We start from the raw sequence: 18,110 nt of genomic DNA on the forward strand, positions 1-18,110 counted from the left end.
TTTCAGGGAAAAATCTTGCCGTGAAACAGGCTGGCCCGATGTAACTGTTCTCCGTCCGCTTGCAAGGACGAGCGGACGTGAAAATCAGCGCGGCACGCCGCGCATGTGCGCCAGCAGTTCGGCGGTCGGCCATGAATCGGCGGGCAGGCCGTATTTTATCTGCATGGTCTTGACCGCAATGCGGCTTTGCTGGCCGAGAATGCCGTCGATCTTGCCGACGTTGAACCCCTGCCGTGCCAGCAGTTGCTGCAATTCCTTGATTTCGTTGAACGGCAATTGCGCGACCGGTGCCGCGGGCTTTCGCATCGGAGCGGCGCCTGCGATTCTCGTGGCGAGATACGCAGCCGTCGTCGAGTAGATCAGCGAGTTATTCCATTCGGTGTAAGCCGCAAAGTTCGGATAGGCGAGGAACGCCGGTCCGGTGCGTCCCATCGGCAGAAGTACCGAAGCAGGCAGATTATCGTTCGGAAGCGGCCGGCCGTCGGCATAGGTCACGCCCCAGGCGGCCCATTTCGAGCGCGGATGTTTGACGGTGAGATCGGCCTGGTCCCATGGCAGGTTTGCCGGCACGCGAATTTCCTGCAGCCAGGGTTCGCCGCGCCGCCATTTCAGTCCGGTCGCGATGTAGTTGGCGGTCGAGCCGATCACGTCGGGCGCGCTGTGAAGTAGATCGCGATGCCCGTTGCCGTCGTAGTCGACGGCATAATCGTAATAATGCCGCGGCAGAAATTGCGTCTGGCCGAGTTCACCGGCCCATGAGCCGATCATCTCTGCGGCGGACAGGTCGCCGCGGTCGATGATCTTCAGCGCAGCGATGGTCTCGTCGTGAAACATCTGCGAGCGCCGGCAGTCGTAAGCCAGCGATACCAGCGAGCGTAGCGTCGGCAGCTTGCCCTGCACTGCGCCAAAGTCGCTTTCCAGCGCCCAGAACGCAGTGATGACGGCGGGCGGAACGCCGTACTCCTTCTCGGCGCGCGCGAAAGCCTGCGCGTGGGTCTGGATGAGTTGCTGGCCGCGAACCCTCCGGCCTTCCGACGCCATGCGGCCTGAGAACTCGGTGAAGATCTGGCCGAACACGCGCTGGCCGCGGTCGCGGTTCACGATGCCCTGATCGTAGACCATGTAGGGCGAGGCTGCCGCGATGGCGCGTTGCGATACGCCGGCGGCGACCGCGTCCTGCTTCAGCGTTGCGAGGAACTGATCGAAGCTCTGGCCGCCGTGGCAGCGCGCGCCACTTTGGGCAAAGGCCGGCGCTGTGAAAAGACCAAGGGCGATGAAAAGAGCGGAGACGGAGCGCAGGAGCGAGGAAAGCGGCATCGGGACCACGTGTTGAGAAGGCAAGCAGGTCATACGGAAGACAGACGGCATAACCCCGTCCTTACTCCAACATAAGTGGACGGTTTTCGCCAGAACGATGCATGAGGTTTACCGCCGCAAACGAAAATGCCCGGCTTGAGGCCGGGCATTCCGTTTTCGTGATTGTGTCGTGCCCGTTCGTTAGCCGAACTGGTTCATCGTGTTGTGAGCGCCGCCCGCCTTCAGCGCTGCCTCGCCGGCGAAGTATTCCTTGTGATCGTCGCCGATGTCAGAGCCGGCCATGTTCTGATGCCGAACGCAGGCGATGCCCTGGCGGATTTCCGCGCGTTGAACATTCTTCACATATCCAAGCATGCCCTGTTCGCCGAAGTATTCCCGCGCGAGGTTGTCGGTCGACAAAGCCGCGGTGTGATAGGTCGGCAATGTGATCAGGTGGTGGAAGATGCCGGCGCGCTTGGCCGAATCCGCCTGGAAGGTGCGGATCAACTCGTCGGCTTCCTTCGCCAGCGGGGTATCGTCGTATTCCACCTTCATCAGTTCGGCGCGATTGTACTTGCTCACGTCCTTACCTTCAGCCTTCCAGGCATCATAGACCTGCCAGCGGAAGTTCAGCGTCCAGTTGAACGACGGCGAGTTGTTGTAGGCCAGCTTGGCGTTCGGGATCACCTCGCGGATCCTGTCGACCATTCCGGCGATCTGCGCGATATTCGGCTTCTCGGTTTCGATCCAGAGCAGGTCGGCGCCGTTCTGCAACGAAGTGATGCTGTCGAGCACGCAGCGATCTTCACCCGTGCCAGCGCGGAACTGATACAGATTGCTCGCCAGGCGCTTCGGACGCAGCAGCTTGCCGTTGCGGCTGATGATGACGTCACCGTTGCCGATCTTCGACGCATCGACTTCGTCGCAGTCGAGGAAGCTGTTGTACTGGTCGCCGAGATCGCCCGGCTGATGGCTGACAGCGATCTGCTGCGTGAGGCCGGCGCCGAGCGAATCGGTGCGGGTCACGATGACGCCGTCTTCCACGCCGAGTTCGAGGAACGCGTGGCGGCAGGCGCGGATCTTGGCCAGGAACACTTCGTGCGGCACAGTCACCTTGCCGTCCTGATGGCCGCACTGCTTTTCGTCGGACACCTGGTTTTCGATCTGCAGGGCGCATGCGCCCGCCTCGATCATCTTCTTGGCGAGCAGATAGGTCGCTTCAGCATTACCGAAGCCTGCGTCGATGTCGGCGATCACCGGCACAACGTGGGTCTGGAAATTGTCGATCTTCTCGATCAGCGCGGTTTCCTTGGCCTTGTCGCCGGCCTTACGCGCGGCGTCGAGTTCGCGGAAGATGTCGTTGAGTTCGCGTTGGTCGGCCTGACGCAGGAACGTATAGAGCTCTTCGATCAGCGCAGGCACCGAGGTCTTCTCGTGCATGGACTGGTCCGGAAGCGGACCGAACTCGGAGCGCAGTGCTGCGATCATCCAGCCCGACAGATAGAGGTAGCGGCGGTCGGTCTTGCCGCCGAAGTGCTTCTTGATCGAGATCAGCTTCTGCTGCGCGACGAAGCCATGCCAGCAACCCAGCGACTGGGTGTACTTGGTGGGGTCCGCATCGTAGGCGGCCATGTCGGCGCGCATCAGCGCCGCGGTGTAGCGGGCGACGTCCAGGCCAGTCTTGAAGCGGTTCTGCAGGCGCATGCGCGCCACGGCTTCGGCGGAAACGCCGTTCCAGGTGGACTTGTCCTTAAGGAGGGCTTCAGCCGCCTCGATCTCGCTCTGATAGGAGGAGGGCCCCAGGATCGCTTGGTCGGTGATATTGCGCGTTTGATAATTCATGGTGGTGGTCCCTTGTGAAGTTGCCAATGTTTGAACGCACTGCGGGGCCAACCGCCAGAGGTTACGAAGATAGCTTGTCAGACTTTACAAACATTCGTTGTAATGCTGTAATAATCTTACAAATCCGGACGATTTGGCAGGATGACAGCCATGGCGACAGCAGCAATCCGCTCGGTTTTTATGGGCCCCCGATTGAGGCGATTGCGTCGCGATCTCGGGCTGACGCAGGCCGATATGGCGGCCGATCTGGACATCTCTGCGCCCTACGTGGCGCTTCTGGAGCGCAATCAGCGGCCGGTGACGGCGGACATGCTGCTTCGTCTGGCCCGCACGTACAAGATTGATCTGGCGGATCTCGCCGGCGATGGCGGCGCCGACTACACGGCGCGCATGCAAGCGGTTCTCAAGGAGCCGATGTTTGCCGACATCGATATCCCGTCGCTTGAAATCAGCGACATCGCAATCGGCTATCCGGGGCTGGCAGAGGCGTTTCTGCGGCTCTACACGGCCTACCGTGAGGAGCAGCTCGCGCTGGCCGATCGCAAAGGCCCCGGGCTGACGGGGACGACATCGCGTTCGGGCCGGGGCGGCCTGGACGTCAACGATCCGGTTGCAGAAGTCCGGCGGTTTCTGGCCGCCCGCCGAAACAACTTCGCGGATATCGACGACGCGGCCGAACGTATTCTGCAAGGCTCAACGGAGCCAGGCTGGTTTATCGAACGGCTCAGCGTTCGCCATAATCTTCGCGTTCGCCACCTGCCGCCCGATGTCATGCTTGGCTCGGTCAGGCGGCTGGATCGTCATCGCAAGGAAGTCCTGTTCGACGATTCCCTCGACACCGCGAGTTTCAATTTCCAGTTGGCCCAGCAAGTCGCTTATCTCGAATTGGAAGAGGAGATCAGTGCTGCGCTGAAAGCCGGCCACTTCACCACCAAGAACGGCAAACTGCTGGCGCACCGGTCGCTTGCGAACTACGCCGCGGCGGCGCTGATCATGCCGTATTCCGCATTTGCAAAGGCGGCGGAGGCCCGTCGTTACGACGTTGAAGCGCTGGCGCGCCAGTTCGGTACGAGCTTCGAGCAGACGGCGCATCGCATCACGACGTTGCAGAAACCGGGATCGGAAAAAGTCCCGTTCTTTTTGATCCGCGTCGATCCGGCCGGCAATATTTCCAAGCTGCTCGACGGCGCGGGCTTTCCCTTTGCAAAGCATGGCGGAGCCTGTCCGCTGTGGTCGGTTCATGGCGTCTTCAAAACCCCGCGCCAGATTGTGACGCAGTGGCTGGAACTGCCTGACGGCCAGCGGTTTTTCTCCATCGCCCGCACGGTTACCGCAGGCGGAGGCTCGTTTCGCGCCGTGCGCGTGGAGCGCGCCATCGCGATCGGCTGCGCCGCCGAACATGCCGGAAAGCTGATTTATACCAGTGATGAATCCGGCCCCCGCGCCGATGCGCCGACGCCGATTGGCGTTGCATGCCGCGTCTGCCATCGTCCGACATGCGCCGCGCGATCGGAGCTTCCGATCGGCCGTGAACTGCTTCCCGATGACTACAGGCGGCTCAACGTTCCGTTCGGGTTTTCGTCCGACTGACCGGGGACACTGGATTCTTGCAGAATTTGCATTACAAACGGCGCCGTCACGACTAGATATGGCTTAGGACCACGGCACCGCGCCGAGGCGCGCGACCGATTAGCAGGAGACTTCACGATGAGCGGCAGCAACTTCTGGGTCATTGGCGGGGAGTTCGGATCCATGAACTTCCACAAGCTCGTGGAAGGATCGGCCCAGGTCCAGGGTCCGTTCAAGACCCGCAAGGAAGCCGAGGACTGCTGGAAGAAGGTTTCCGAAGAGAACCGTCATCGTGCCGGCGTGCGATTCTCCATCGTGGAAGAACCGAACCGCGCGAGCACCTGACGACCATCTCACGATTCGCGGACGGGTTCGTTGCCCGCCCATTACCGCGGCTCTGTTCCGATTTCGGACAGGGCCGTTTTTTTGTTTGCGGGCAGCCGAGTGGCGGCTTCCCGCCGCTTGCGGGGGATAGGGTTACTGATAGATTAAGGGCGTCCGAACAAAGGTATCGATCCCGAGGTCTTCAGGTCATGGCGGAACACAACGCTTCGAGCGAATCAGGCGGCAAAACCGTCCGGCTGCGGGACGCCCTACGGAAGGCGCGTATCGAGGCTGCCGACCGGACCGGCGTGGTAGTTGACCTGCGCGATGCCGAAGTCGCCCGGCTCGAAATTCTCAACGAGGCGCTCGATTCGCTGTTCGCCGAAATTCCGGCAGGAGTCGATCTGTTCGATCGCGGTCTCAGCCAGGGCGACACGCCGAGGCTGTGGATCGATTCGGTCGCGCATATCGCTATGGGCCGCGACAAGCGCATCTATCGCTTCACGCAGGACACCCGCTTCGGCCGTATCGTGCTGGCCGAATCCCATGACGTGCCGGTGATGGTCGATGCTGTGACCGACTATATCGCGCGCCGCATGATCGAGCGCGAGCATGCAATGACAGTGACGCTGGCGCCTGCGGCTGCCGCCCCTGTCGCTCCGGCCCCGGTGAAACGCCATAGCGGGCTTTGGACGTTTGCGTTCGGCTTCGCCGCCGGACTTGCAGCTTTGTTCGGCTTCGCGCTGGTGATGGCGCTGCGGCAGATCTAGATCGCAAATTCTGTCCGCCGCCCTTCGAGGCCTTCGCTTCGCTACGGAACCTGAGGGTGACGGAAACAGGAAACGTCATCCTGAGGTGCGAGCACTTGCAAGCCTCGAAGGATGAGATCGAGCCGCTCTAGATCAATCGTTCATCCTTGATCTCGCCGAGCGTTCTGTCGGCAAAACCGCGCACGCGATGATCGCAGCGCCAGGCATCGCCGTCGCGCGTCACCGAAAACAGATTGTACGCCGCGGGATGGTTGTGCCCGTGCGCCATGGCGGACGCCGACGGCACGCCGATCGCCGGAATGCGTCCGCGTGGCCCGTCCAGCCACACCGTGGCGTGACGATGGTCGTGGCCGTGCAGGATCAGTTCAACGCCGTGACTGGCGATCAGGTCCAGCAGTGCGTTGGAGTCGTGCAGCCGCGCGGCCCATCGTCCGGGCGACGTCTTGGGCGGATGATGAATTAGCAGCACGCGAAACAGTTTCTCCGCAGCCAGTTGCGGCAGCAGCCGTTCGAGATCGTCGCGCTGTTTGCGTCCGAGGCGGCCGGTCGCCATGAAGGGCGCGGTGGGAATGGCGGTTGAGACGCCGATCAGCGCCAGCGGCCCCCTGCGCCGCAGATAGGGAAACACTGCGTCGCTGTCGGACGCGGCACCATCGCCGCGCAGATACTCCGCCCAAGCCTGCGGAAAATGATCCCGGATGCCGCGCACATAGGCGTCGTGATTGCCCGGCACCAGCGACACGTTCTCCGGAGCGCCGACGCTTTCCAGCCACACGCGCGCCTCGGTGAATTCCAGCGGCAGCGCGATGTTGACGAGGTCGCCGGTCACGGCGATGTGGTCGGGCCGCTGTGCGTGCATGTCGGCGACCAGTTCGCCGAGCACGTCGCGGCGATGAATCATGTGCCGCTTGCGCTCCCAGTTGAGATAACCGATCGCGCGCTTGCCTGCGAGTTCGCGCAGACGCGGGCGCGGCAGGGGGCCGAGGTGCGGATCGGACAGGTGGGCAAGCACAAAGGCTGTCATCGAAACGTGACCGTCGGTGGCTGGAATGTTATCACGCTTTCATCGCTTCTTTTGGTGGGGCGACTGCATAGCACAATGGCCGCACGGAATCTCGCACGATGAACACTCAGAGTCTCCGGATGAGGTTCGAGCCCGCGCTGCGGCGCGTTTTTCATGTCTATTGGCGCTTTGCCCGGGGCATGACGCTTGGTGTACGCGCGGTCGTCCTCGACAGCGAGAACCGCGTGTTTCTGGTCAAGCACAGCTACGTGTCCGGCTGGCACCTGCCCGGCGGCGGCGTCGAAACCGGCGAGACCTTCCTGGAGTCGCTCAGGCGCGAACTCATCGAGGAAGGCCGGATCGAGATGATCGGCGAGCCTCTTCTGCACGGCCTGTTTTTCAACCGCCGGATATCGCGGCGCGACCACGTTGCGGTCTATGTCGTGCGCCAGTATCGGCAGGACCGGATGCCCGACCCGAACCGCGAGATTGTCGCCTGCGGCTTCTTCGGCATTGCGGAGCTTCCGCCGGACACCACCCGGGGGACTCGACAACGAATTGCGGAAGTGCTGGAAAACAGGCCGCTCACGGAGGACTGGTTTTAAGATTGTTCTCGGAAAGGCCTGCAACCGGGCGCGATTGCCGCCTCATGCCGATGGACCATGCCCGCGCCAGATGCTAATTTGCGGTCCATCATGTCCGACCTTTCCCTGACCATACTGGCCGAAACGGCCAATGACGCGCAGGCCATCGAGCGCCTGCACGAACGCACCTTCGGACCGGGCCGCTACGCGCTCAGCGCCTATCGGCTGCGCGAGCATGTCGATCATCTGCTCGATCTGTCGTTCACCGCGCGGATCGGCACGCTGCTGGTCGGCTCGGTGCGGCAACTGCCGATCTGCATCGGCAATACGCCCGCATTGCTGCTCGGGCCGCTCACGGTGGAGCCGCCGTTCCGCGACCGGGGCGTCGGACGGGCGCTGCTCGACCGTGCGCTGAAGGATGCCAAGGCGAGGGGCCATGGTCTGGTGCTGCTGGTCGGAGATGAAGCGTATTACAGCCGCGCCGGCTTCAAGCGCATTCCTAAGGGACACGCGACCATGCCGGGGCCTGTCGATCCCGCGCGGCTGCTGGTTTGCGAACTGACCGATGACGCGTTTGCAGGTGTCAGCGGCGCGATCCGTCCGGACTGGACCTTCGCGCGGACGACCGACTAAGGAGACATCTTCTCTCCCTCTCCCCGCACGCGGGGAGAGGTCGGATTGCGAAGAGAGATCAATACTTCACGTTCGCGAACATGCGCACGCCGAGGCCGGGCTGCAACACCTGATCCTTGTTGTAAGCGACGGCATTGCGAATATCGTCATTGAGCAGGTTGTTGCCGACCAGACCGAAGGTGAACTCTCTCGGTCCGAGCCAGCTGTCCTTTGCGAGTTTCGTGGTGTAACTCACCTCCGCCCGCAGGTTGTTGTAGCCGGCTGTGGGCGTTTCGACTCCGCTGACGTCGTTCTGTGCGAAGGCATGCAACAGGTTGACGCGCGCGAGCCAATTGGCGTCCCGGTAGTAGATGCCGCCGCCGAGGCGCTGCGGCGGAATGCGCGGCACGTTGGTGCCGTCGGTGAAGGTGGCGCGGACGATGTCATATTGTCCCTCGACGCCGAATTGCCCGGCCCAGACCGGCAACACGTCGTATTGGAACTGGAATTCACCGCCGCGGAAGATCGCGTCGCGCTGGGAGTAGATCGCTTGGTTGAGTTCGAGGCCGCCGCCGAACTGGCAAGTGACGTCCTCGCAGGTATTGCCGGTCAGCCGCCGGTAGATGAAGCCATTGAAGCGTGTGTAGTAACCGGTCAGTTCGAAGCGGAACGGCCCGGTGGCGCGACGCAGCCCGGCTTCGACCGACTTCGCGGATTCGATTCCGAGATTCGGATTGCCGATATCGAACGTCGTCGTGGCGTCGTGGCCGCCGCGTGAAAACAGTTCGGCCGGCTTGGGCGCGCGTTCGGTGTACTGCCCGGTAATACTCGCCGCCAGATTCCACGGCAGGTTCTGAATCAGGCCGATGCTTCCGCTCTTTGGCGTGAAGTTGAGATTGCGCGCGGTGGGTGCGCCGATGGCGGTCGGATCGACATTGAGATCGAACAGGTCCGGCACGAATGCCGGCGTGGTGCCGCTGAGATCGACATGCTCGATACGTCCCGCGATCTGCGCCTTGGTTACGTCGCTGAATTTGAATTCGTTGAAGACATATCCGGCGACCTTGGTGTTCTTGTTCGGGTCCCACAATCCGTTCAGCGGACTGCCTGGATCGTCGGGACTCGGCGCCGTCAGTTCCTGGTGCGACGCCTGGACGCCGACGGCGGTGGTCAACGCCGCGAAGCGGACATCGAGCGGCGCGAACTGCACCTCGACGCGGCCTTCCTGCTCCTTGTTGGTGAAGGTCTGCCGCACGCCATCGGTGGAGAAATCCGCCGGATCGGTGCGGCCGAGTTCGTTGTGCTTGTAGTCGGTCACGCCGGCCCAGAACCGGATCACCTCGATGGCCGCGGAATCCGGATGATAGTCACCCTTCAGCGAAACCTTGGTCTGCTTCGCATCGATGCGGGTACCGACCTCTTCGCCTTCGGTGCCCGGGATTCGGTAGAGGCTGTTGGTCTGTGTCACCGCCGCGCCAATGAAGCCGCCCTCGAAGAAGTAGGAGCCGCCGACCGATCCGCCGATCGATTGCGTCGCCGTATTCCTCTGGATGCCGTGAGGTGTGCTGTAGTCCTCGGTCTTGCGGGCGTAGGCGTCGGCGTGGATGGCGACGTTGTTGCCCGCGGCATCGAGCAGCACACCGCCTTCGCGGCCGAGATCCACGCTCGACAGGGCGCTCCGTGTCTCGAAACTGGCGCAGGGATTGGAGGGCGAAAGCACCGGTGCCTTGACGTTGTAGCCATAGGTCTGGATCGACGGCACCGCGCTGCACGGCAACGTTTCCGGAATGCGGTTGTTGCTGGCGCTGACCACGCCGCCGATCGATTGCGATCCGTAGCGCAACGTTGCCGGTCCCCGAATGACCTCCACCTGACTGGTCGCCAGCGGATCGATCGGCACGAAATGGTCTTCGCCCAGATCTGACGCGCCATTGCTGCCGATGCCGTTCTCGACAATGCCGACGCGATTCACATCAAGGCCGCGGATGATCGGGCGGCTTGATGCGCCGGGCGCGAAGGATGAACCGGTGATCCCGGGCTTGTTGTTCAGCAGGTCGCCGAGGGTGGCAGCGCCGCTGCGGCGGATCTCCTCGTTCGGGACCACGGTAACGGTGGCGAACTGGTCCGTGACGATCGGCAGCGTACCCGGATAGGTGTCCGGATTCGGCGCGGGGGCGGCGGACGGCGCTGCGGCCGTGGTGCGACCGGGTTCGCCCCGATGCCGATGCGGCCGCTGGATCGGGCTCGGAGCCTGAACCACGATTTCCGGCAATGCGGTCTCGGCCGCTGCAGGCTGATCGGCCTGTTGCGAGCGTGCGGCGGCGCTGACGAGAAGCGCCATCGCGACGGCGGAGCCACCGGCAAGTGAAGCGCGAAGAAGTTTGTACGACATGATGCTTTGATCCTGACACCGCGCCGATTCCCTGGTGCGGGAGCGGGCGGTTCACCTCGAATGTCCCGTCATCGCCGCAGGCGGCAAAAACCGGGATCGGACAACAGTTCGAGTCAGGATTGCGGAGGGGCGCGGGACTGGAATGAGCCGCGCCGGCTGTCCGGTGCGACGGACTCAAGATCGAGGGCGGCTTGAAAGGTACCGAAGGTCAGCGGCAGCAGCAGGGACGGAGCGTCCGCCGCAACGGCATGGCTCGTCATCGCCGCGCTGGAGCAGATGGCGCAGAGATCGTGATGGGCGCCGTGAGTGTCGCCGCTGTCGGGTGTGGAAGCTTGCGGATGGCCGGCCGAGATGCTGGCACCGGCCAGATCGTTGTGGAAATGCCCGAACGACAGGCCGAGCTGCAACGCCAGCGCGAACAGCGCCAGCAGCGACAGCCTTTTTGCCTTCGATCGCAGCCAGTTCATTGCCGGGTACGCCCCACATCCATCCGGTCCCGCAACGAGGCTGGTTCCGGATGTTATAATGTAACATTGCCGGTCGGGGCGAGGGTGTCAACACGGGACCAACGGCTGGTGCCGAGTTGCTGCGCCGGTGTGGCCCGATCGACACGTCGGCCGGTTCAGCGAGCCTCGAAGGGCGACGGCGCATCACAGCCGTCATCCTGCGAGGCTCGCAAGCGCTCGCACCTCGGGAGGACGAAAGCCTGCGTATTGTTCCGGCTTGTGGCTCGCCGCGTCCCGTTCGCCGCGCCGATCGAGGCTATCAACGGCCTTCGCGCAGCCATGTGCTGGCGAACGCGCCGAGCAGCAGCAGCAGGCCGATCAGTCCTGCGAAGATCGGCAGCACACCGATGCCGCGCACCACGCTGGCGTCGCGCATCTTGACGCCGAGCCAGCCTTCGCCGCGGAACACCGTGGAGGCGCGGACCGGCAGCACGCGCGGCAGATCGATGCTGCCGCCATCCGCCACGCGGCGCACGTCGCCGCCGGTTGTCTGCAACAGCGGGCGCAATGCTTCCGTGGTTGATGTGACTTCCGCGAATTCCTTCGGATTGATCGGGCCGACATTGATCAGCGCCTTGAGGTCGCCGTCGGTGGCCTGCCATAGGCCGAGTTCATCGGCGCCCGTCGAGGCGCGCCATTCGCCGGGCTCGCTCGCCGTCAGCGTCACCTGGCGCGTCGTGCCTGAGGGCGATGTAATCGTGACGGGCTGCACCGTGTCGGCCATGGTCTGCCGTGTCACGACGAGATCGTGGCCTTCGACCTTGAGACGTAGCGCTTCCTCGTCGAGGTCGGGCTGCTTCATCAGCCAGTGCGACATGCGTCGCAACAGGTCGAGATGCGGGCCGCCGCCTTCATAGCCGCGCGCCCACAGCCAGATGTGATCGGAGAGCAGCAGCGCGACGCGTCCTTCGCCCTGCCGCGACAGCAGCAGCAGCGGCTTGCCGTCGGCGCCTTCCATGATCGGCGGATTGGTCGGATTGCGGGTGTCGACGAGGCGGAAAAAACGGCTCCAGTGCGGCGGCTCGCTGTTCGCGCCTTCCAGTCCCCGCGTTACCGGATGGCGCTTGCCGAGGTCGCTCAGCCGCGCCGTGAACGCCTTTTCGCTCACGCCGGTTGGCTCGGCTGGAAGGATCGCATCCAGCGGCGTCCGCCAGATGCTGGTCGGGCTGGCGTAGTCAGGTCCCGCAGAGACCAGCACCGCGCCGCCGGCGCGCACATAGCGCGTGATGTTGTCGAAGTAGGAAATCGGCAGCACGCCTTGCCGCGCGTAGCGGTCGAAGATGATGAGCTGGAACTCATGGATCTTCTGCTGGAACAGTTCGCGGGTAGGGAATGCGATCAGCGACAGTTCATTGATCGGCGTGCCGTCCTGCTTCTCAGGCGGGCGCAGAATGGTGAAATGCACCAGATCGACGCTGGCATCCGACTTCAACAGGTTACGCCAGGTGCGCTCGCCGGAATGCGGTTCGCCGGAGACCAGCAGCACGCGCAGCTTGTCACGCACGCCGTCGATGGAAACCACGGCGCGGTTGTTCACCGGCGTCAGTTCGCCGTCCAGCTTCGAGGCTTCGATCTCGATGATGTTCGGACCGGCATGGGGAATGTCGAGCGTCACGCTGACCTGTTCGCCGCTGCGCACCGCGCGTTCGCTGAGCACGTCGCCGTCGCGGCGCACGGTCACGCGGGCGCTCTCGTTGGTGACGCCCTGGTCGTCGAGACGATAGGTGATGGTCTGGTTCTGGCCGACAATGCCGAAGCGCGGAGCGGCAACGATGGCGATGCGGCGGTCGCGCTCGTTGCTGCGCCCGGTGATCAGCGCATGCACCGGCGCATTGAAGCCGATGGCTCCTGCGTTGGCGGGAATGTCGTGGACACGGCCGTCGGTAATCAGAAATGCACCTGCGACGCGGTCGGTCGGCACGTCGGACAGCGCCGACGTGACAGCAGAGAACAGTTTGGTGCCGTCGGTCTCACCGTCGGCCTGTCCGGCCTCGACCACCCGCACCTCAAGGCCCTTGATGTCCTTCAGGCGGGCCACCAGCGCATCGCGTGCCTCATTGGTCTCGCGCGTGCGTTCGCCGAAATTCTGGCTCGGGCTTTTGTCGATAACGACGGCGGCAACCGAGGAAAGCGGCTCACGCTCCTCGCGGGTGAAGGATGGATTGGCCAGCGCCAGCAGGATCAGCGCCAGCGCTGCGACACGTACCGCAGCGCCCCGCGCCCGCGCGAACAGCAGCACCGCCGCGATCACGATGATCGCGGCGAGGCCGAGCCACAGCACGAGGGTGGGAACAAGCGGTGCGAATGCGATGCCGTATTGCATGTTACTGCCCCAGCCGTTCGATCAGCGCAGGGGCATGCACCTGGTCGGCCTTGTAGTTGCCCGTCAGCGTGTACATCACGATGTTGACGCCGGCGCGGAACGCGAGTTCGCGCTGGCGCGGATCGCCGGGCGTCAGCGGCAGCATCGGCTGGCCGTCGGTGCGCATGGCCCAAGCGCCGGCAAGATCGTTCGAGGTGATGATGATCGGCGACACACCGTCGCCGCCGCGCGCGGGCCGGTCGGCTGCGTCTTCGTCGTCGACGCGCGGCAGTGTCTCGACCCAGGTCTGACCCGAGTTGAAGCGGCCGGGGAAGTCGCGGAGCAGATAAAACGTCTTGGTCAGAACGTGTTCGCGCGGCACCGGCTCGAGTTCGGGAATATCGAGCGACGACAGAATCTCGCGCAGCGTCAGCATCCCGGGCGTCTGCGATTCACCGCCGGGACCGGGGGGTGCTTCGACGGCGTCGCGGGTGTCGAACAGCACGGTGCCGCCCTGCTTCATATAGGCGTCGAGCTTGTTGATCGCGTCCTGCGACGGCTTCGCCGAACCGGAGATCACCGGCCAGTAGATCAGCGGGAAGAAAGCGAGCTCGTCGCGGGCGGGATCGACGCCCACGGGCTCGCCGGCTTCCAGCGCGGTGCGTTGCGCGAGAAATAGTGTCAGTCCCGACAGGCCGGCCTTGACGATGGAGTCCACGTCGGAGTTGCCGGTGAGCACATAGGCGAGACGCGTCTGCGAGACCGCCTTGATCGCGAAGTCGTCCGCCGCGGGATTGCTGACAGGCGGCGCCGCAGGTGCGCTTTTGGCTGGCGCTTTCGGAGCCTGCGCATACGACGGCGAAGGCTCGCCAGCGAGGGAAGCCAATGCGACGACAAGCGCGAGGGCTGCGGTCGCGGCGCGGCGTCTCAGCAGCGCCGCCAGTCCGCCGCCGAGAATGGCAACGATGATGGCGTCGATCAGGAACAGCGCCAGCGCGGTCGAGAGCAGGATGCCGCGCAGGTCGCGCGGCTCGGCATTGGTATAGGTCGCGCGCTGCGCCCTCAGTCCTGACGTGTCGAGCGGCGCAAGCCGGTCGGCGGCGGCGAGCGCATTCACCGCGAGCGGGCCGTCGGCAGGTCCATAAAGCCCGGGCGGATGATCGATGGTAGCGCGGTCGCGATAGTCCGCGCGCAGCGGCTTCGCGGTCGACGGTGGCGGCCCGAATGCGCCGAAACCGTCGAGGGTGCGGATCGGCGCAACAGTCTCCACACCGGCCTCGGCGGCGACACCTGCGCCCGCGTTGGCTGTATAGCCGGACATATCGACGACTCGCCGCAGCATTTCGACAAAGGTGCCAGACATCGGCAGGTCCGACCACCGCATATCCGCGCTGATGTGGAACAGCACCACCATGCCCTTGTCGCGGTGTTCGCCCGTGACCAGCGGCGTGCCGTCGGCCAGCGAGACCCAGCTTCGCGATGCGAGCGCGGGATCGGGTTCGGCCAGCACCTGACGGGTGACGGTGATGTCCTTCGGCACGGCGAGACCGGCGAACGGCCCGTCCGCTGCGAAAGAGGCCAGCGGTTGGGGCTTCTCCCAGGTCAGGCTGCCGCCGAGGCTGCGTCCGCCGCGGCGCAGTTTCACCGGCACCAGATCGTCGTCTCCGGCGGCAAGACGCGGCCCGGCGAAACGCACCAGCACGCCGCCCTGCGCAATCCATGTGTTGAGCCGGTCGCGAATCTCCGGCGACAGCGTGCCGACATCCGCGAGCACGATCATCGGCAGTTTCTGGTCGAGGAACTGTCCGATCGCGACCGCAGGCGCGCCACGCTCGCCGAGCCGCACGTCGGCGAACGGCGCCAGCGCGCGGGTGAGATAGAATGTCGAAGCCAGCAGCGGCTGCGCGGTGTCGCTGGTGGCACCGGAAACGATGCCGATGGCGCGACGGCGCCAGCGCTTGTCGAGCAGCTGCACCGCGCCGGCCGAGCGTTCGCCGCTCACTTCAAGGCGAGCGATGTCGTTGCGCAATTCCACCGGCAGCTCGAAGCTTGCATCCACCTCGCGGTCCTGCGCGCCGAAGGCAAACTTCGCTTCGCCGATGGGCGAGCCCTTCTGGTCGAGCGCGCGCACCAAGCCAACGTCCGCGCCGCCGCCATTGGCGCGCAGCACCTTCACCGTCATCTTTGCCGCGGCATTCTCGGCGGCGACCAGCGCGTGCGCCGGTGCGGTGCCGCCTTCGAAGATCGTCAGGGTGCGATCCTGAATGGTTCTGGTCAGTCCTTCGACAAATTCGCCGCCGCGGCCGGTATCGATGCCGTCGCTGAGCCACGCGATCTCGGCATCGCCGGTCTTGGCGAGGAAGCGCGCCAGCGCCGGCAGGGTTTCGACGCGCTCGACCGCATAGGGTTTCGGCGCCAACTGGCGCACCGCGACGCGCGCGGTGCCGGCCGGCACCAGCGTGAGGTCGCGGGTGTTTTCCGACAGCGGCACGATGGCGACGGCGCGGCGATCGGAGTCCGCGTTGGCGATCAGTTCGTCGGCAGTCCGAATGCGCGCTTCCCAGCTTGAGGCGGCGCTCCAGCCGTCATCGAGCAGCAGCACCAGTGGCGCGCTGGAGCGGGTGATGCCTTCGCTCGGATTCCAGATCGGACCGGCGGCGGCAAGGATCACCAGCGCCGCGGCCAGCAGGCGCAGCAGCGTCAGCCACCACGGCGTGCGCGAGGGTGTCTCTTCCTTCGGTGCGATCTCGAACAGCAGCCGGGTCGGCGGAAAATCGACGCGGCGCGGGCGTGGCGGCATCACGCGCAGCAGCCACCACAGCGCCGGAAGGCTCAGCAGACCCATCAGCAGCCACGGTTCGGCGAAGGAGAGCGGCAGTCCCATCATGAGCTGCGTCCTGCGGCGACGCGTCCCGCGCCGCCTTTCGACACCATCATGCCGCTGTGGAGATAGAGCAGCAGTTCGGCGGCCGAGCGATCCGTGGTGTGGGTCGAGAACAGCCAGCCGAGCTTGTTGGTTTCCTCGCGAATGGCGTCGCGATGCGCGGCGAGGCGCGCGGTGTAATCCTTCGCCCAGGTTTCGGCGCGGCCCGCGGTGATGACCTCACCGCCTTCGGGCTCGACGAATTCGATGCGGCCGGAATAGGGGAATGTCTCCTCGGCGGGATCGACGATCTGCAGCAGCGTGCCGTGCGCGCCCGACGAGGAGAGGCCGCCGAGCATGGTGCGGATCTCGCCGAGCGGCGACCAGAAATCCGACAGCACCACGATCTCCGACAACGGCGAAGGAACGAACGCCGGAGGCAGGCTCGACCGTGTCACCGTGTCATGCAGAACCGCCTGCGCCATCTTGTCGACGATGTTGCGGCTCGAACTCGGATTCAGCAGGCCGGGAACGCCGACGCGCTCGCCGCCGGCAACCAGCAGATCAGCCAAGGCAAATGTCACCACCAGCGCGCGTTCGAGCTTGCTGTCGCGCGCGGTTTTCGAGGCGAACGCCATCGATTTGGAACGGTCCGGCCACAGCCATATGGTGTGCGCGGCTTCCCATTCCTGCTCGCGGACATAGAGATGATCGTCGCGCGCCGAACGCCGCCAGTCGATATTCTGCGAGGCCTCGCCGGAGACGAAGCGGCGATACTGCCAGAAGTTCTCGCCGGTGCCGGCGCGGCGTCGACCGTGCAGGCCGTGAATGACGTTGGCCGCGATGCGCCGCGCTTCCAGCACGAGACGCGGCAGCGACGCGGCGAGCGAACGGCTTTCACCATCGGCGCGTCGGACTGCTTCGATCTCCTGGAGTGCGGGTTGCGGCCGTGCTGCCATCAGCCGATCCGTGACTTCAACTGCTTGATGATGTCGGGGATGGTGCGGCCTTCGGCGCGCGCCGCGAAGGTCAGCGCCATGCGGTGCTTCAATACAGGCTCCGCCAGATCCAGCACGTCATCGATCGACGGCGCGAGCCGTCCGTCGAGCAGCGCGCGGGCGCGAACGGCGAGCATCAATGATTGGCTGGCGCGCGGGCCGGGGCCCCATGCGATCGATTTGCCGATCTCTCCGCTGTCGTCACCCGGACGTGCGGAGCGCACCAGAGACAGGATGGCTTCGACCACGGAATCCCCGACCGGCAGGCGGCGCACCAGCCGCTGTGCGGTGAGCAGCGTCTCCGCCGTCATCGCGGCTTTGGCGATGGCTTCGTCTGCGCCGGTGGTTTCAAACAGGATGCGGCGCTCGGCGTCGCGATCCGGATATTCGACATCGATTTCCATCAGGAAGCGGTCGAGCTGGGCTTCCGGCAGCGGATAGGTACCTTCCTGCTCCAGCGGGTTCTGCGTGGCGAGCACATGGAAAGGCTTCGGCAGATCGTGCCGTGCGCCTGCGACCGTGATGTGCTGCTCCTGCATCGCCTGCAACAGAGCCGACTGGGTGCGCGGGCTGGCGCGGTTGATTTCGTCCGCCATCAGCAGTTGCGCGAATACGGGTCCGGCGATGAAGCGGAACGAGCGTTTGCCGGTGGCGCTTTCGTCGAGCACTTCCGCGCCCAGAATATCCGATGGCATCAGGTCCGGGGTGAACTGCACGCGCTTGGCGTCGAGGCCAAGTGTGGTTCCCAGCGTCTCGACCAGCTTGGTCTTGGCCAGACCGGGAACGCCGATCAGCAATGCATGTCCGCCGGACAGGATTGTCACCAGCGCATTCTCGATGACGCGTTCCTGTCCGAAGATGACGGTGGAGATCGCTTCCCGGGCGGCGCGAATGTTGCCTGCGATCTGCTCGGCCGAGCGCACGATCACGTCTTCAAGTTTCTCGACACCGTCTGCGCCAGCCATATCGATCGCTCCTTGTTGGGAAGACCCATGCTAAACCGACGCAAAGGCCATGTATTCTCTTATGTATTCCCGGATTCAAGCTGT

At 64.4% G+C, this 18,110-nt stretch carries 14 protein-coding genes; 5 read left to right on the forward strand and 9 right to left on the reverse strand.

Annotation, left to right across the window (positions count from 1 at the left end; translation table 11 throughout):
* Positions 1-84: 84 nt before the first annotated feature.
* Positions 85-1,317: a lytic murein transglycosylase gene (locus tag LVY71_RS22220; RefSeq protein ID WP_235102093.1), complete on the reverse strand. Its 1,233-nt coding sequence runs from the start codon at positions 1,315-1,317 to the stop codon at positions 85-87.
* A gap of 180 nt (positions 1,318-1,497) precedes the next feature.
* Positions 1,498-3,138 carry an isocitrate lyase gene (locus LVY71_RS22225; RefSeq protein WP_235102094.1) on the reverse strand — a complete coding sequence of 547 codons (1,641 nt, stop codon included), beginning with the start codon at positions 3,136-3,138 and terminating at the stop codon, positions 1,498-1,500.
* Positions 3,139-3,288: 150 nt separating this feature from the next.
* On the opposite strand from LVY71_RS22225, the gene LVY71_RS22230 reads away from it, so the two are divergent.
* The 3 genes from LVY71_RS22230 (at position 3,289) to LVY71_RS22240 (ending at position 5,801) form a co-directional block, all read left to right on the forward strand.
* Positions 3,289-4,728: a helix-turn-helix domain-containing protein gene (locus tag LVY71_RS22230; RefSeq protein ID WP_235102095.1), complete on the forward strand. Its 1,440-nt coding sequence runs from the start codon at positions 3,289-3,291 to the stop codon at positions 4,726-4,728.
* A 117-nt stretch (positions 4,729-4,845) separates the two neighbouring features.
* Entirely contained in the window at positions 4,846-5,052 is a 207-nt protein-coding gene (locus LVY71_RS22235; RefSeq protein ID WP_235102096.1) for a DUF4170 domain-containing protein, read from the forward strand.
* A 188-nt stretch (positions 5,053-5,240) separates the two neighbouring features.
* On the forward strand, positions 5,241-5,801 hold the full coding sequence (locus LVY71_RS22240; RefSeq protein WP_235102097.1) for a hypothetical protein: 561 nt from the start codon (positions 5,241-5,243) through the stop codon (positions 5,799-5,801).
* A gap of 127 nt (positions 5,802-5,928) precedes the next feature.
* On the opposite strand, the gene LVY71_RS22245 is transcribed toward LVY71_RS22240, so the two are convergent.
* The gene (locus LVY71_RS22245; protein WP_235102098.1) at positions 5,929-6,825 is read right to left on the reverse strand and encodes a metallophosphoesterase family protein; all 897 of its coding nucleotides are present in this window, start codon (positions 6,823-6,825) and stop codon (positions 5,929-5,931) included.
* 98 nt (positions 6,826-6,923) lie between these two features.
* Here LVY71_RS22245 and LVY71_RS22250 point away from each other — a divergent pair, with 98 nt between their 5' ends.
* Both LVY71_RS22250 and LVY71_RS22255 read left to right on the forward strand, forming a co-directional pair.
* Complete coding sequence (locus tag LVY71_RS22250) at positions 6,924-7,409, forward strand: NUDIX domain-containing protein (RefSeq protein ID WP_235102099.1); 486 nt, start codon at positions 6,924-6,926, stop codon at positions 7,407-7,409.
* Between the two features lie 90 nt (positions 7,410-7,499).
* Positions 7,500-8,021, forward strand: coding sequence for a GNAT family N-acetyltransferase (locus LVY71_RS22255; protein ID WP_235102100.1), 522 nt, complete (start codon positions 7,500-7,502; stop codon positions 8,019-8,021).
* Positions 8,022-8,079: 58 nt separating this feature from the next.
* On the opposite strand, the gene LVY71_RS22260 is transcribed toward LVY71_RS22255, so the two are convergent.
* The 6 genes from LVY71_RS22260 to LVY71_RS22285 all read right to left on the reverse strand — a co-directional run bounded on the left by LVY71_RS22260 (position 8,080) and on the right by LVY71_RS22285 (position 18,026).
* Positions 8,080-10,392: a TonB-dependent receptor gene (locus LVY71_RS22260; protein WP_235102101.1), complete on the reverse strand. Its 2,313-nt coding sequence runs from the start codon at positions 10,390-10,392 to the stop codon at positions 8,080-8,082.
* Positions 10,393-10,505: 113 nt separating this feature from the next.
* A complete protein-coding gene (locus LVY71_RS22265; RefSeq protein WP_235102102.1) occupies positions 10,506-10,859 on the reverse strand; it encodes a DUF2946 family protein in 354 nt (117 codons plus the stop codon).
* A 298-nt stretch (positions 10,860-11,157) separates the two neighbouring features.
* The gene (locus LVY71_RS22270) at positions 11,158-13,221 is read right to left on the reverse strand and encodes a hypothetical protein (RefSeq protein ID WP_235102103.1); all 2,064 of its coding nucleotides are present in this window, start codon (positions 13,219-13,221) and stop codon (positions 11,158-11,160) included.
* Position 13,222: 1 nt separating this feature from the next.
* Entirely contained in the window at positions 13,223-16,087 is a 2,865-nt protein-coding gene (locus tag LVY71_RS22275; RefSeq protein ID WP_235102104.1) for a DUF4159 domain-containing protein, read from the reverse strand.
* Positions 16,084-17,022 (reverse strand): DUF58 domain-containing protein, encoded by a 939-nt coding sequence (locus tag LVY71_RS22280; protein ID WP_235102105.1) that lies wholly within the window; start codon positions 17,020-17,022, stop codon positions 16,084-16,086. The genes LVY71_RS22275 and LVY71_RS22280 overlap by 4 nt, the downstream gene beginning before the upstream one ends.
* Positions 17,022-18,026 carry an AAA family ATPase gene (locus LVY71_RS22285; protein WP_235102106.1) on the reverse strand — a complete coding sequence of 335 codons (1,005 nt, stop codon included), beginning with the start codon at positions 18,024-18,026 and terminating at the stop codon, positions 17,022-17,024. The genes LVY71_RS22280 and LVY71_RS22285 overlap by 1 nt, the downstream gene beginning before the upstream one ends.
* Positions 18,027-18,110: the final 84 nt, after the last annotated feature.

This window comes from Bradyrhizobium sp. G127, assembly GCF_021502575.1.
Classification (GTDB): domain Bacteria; phylum Pseudomonadota; class Alphaproteobacteria; order Rhizobiales; family Xanthobacteraceae; genus Afipia.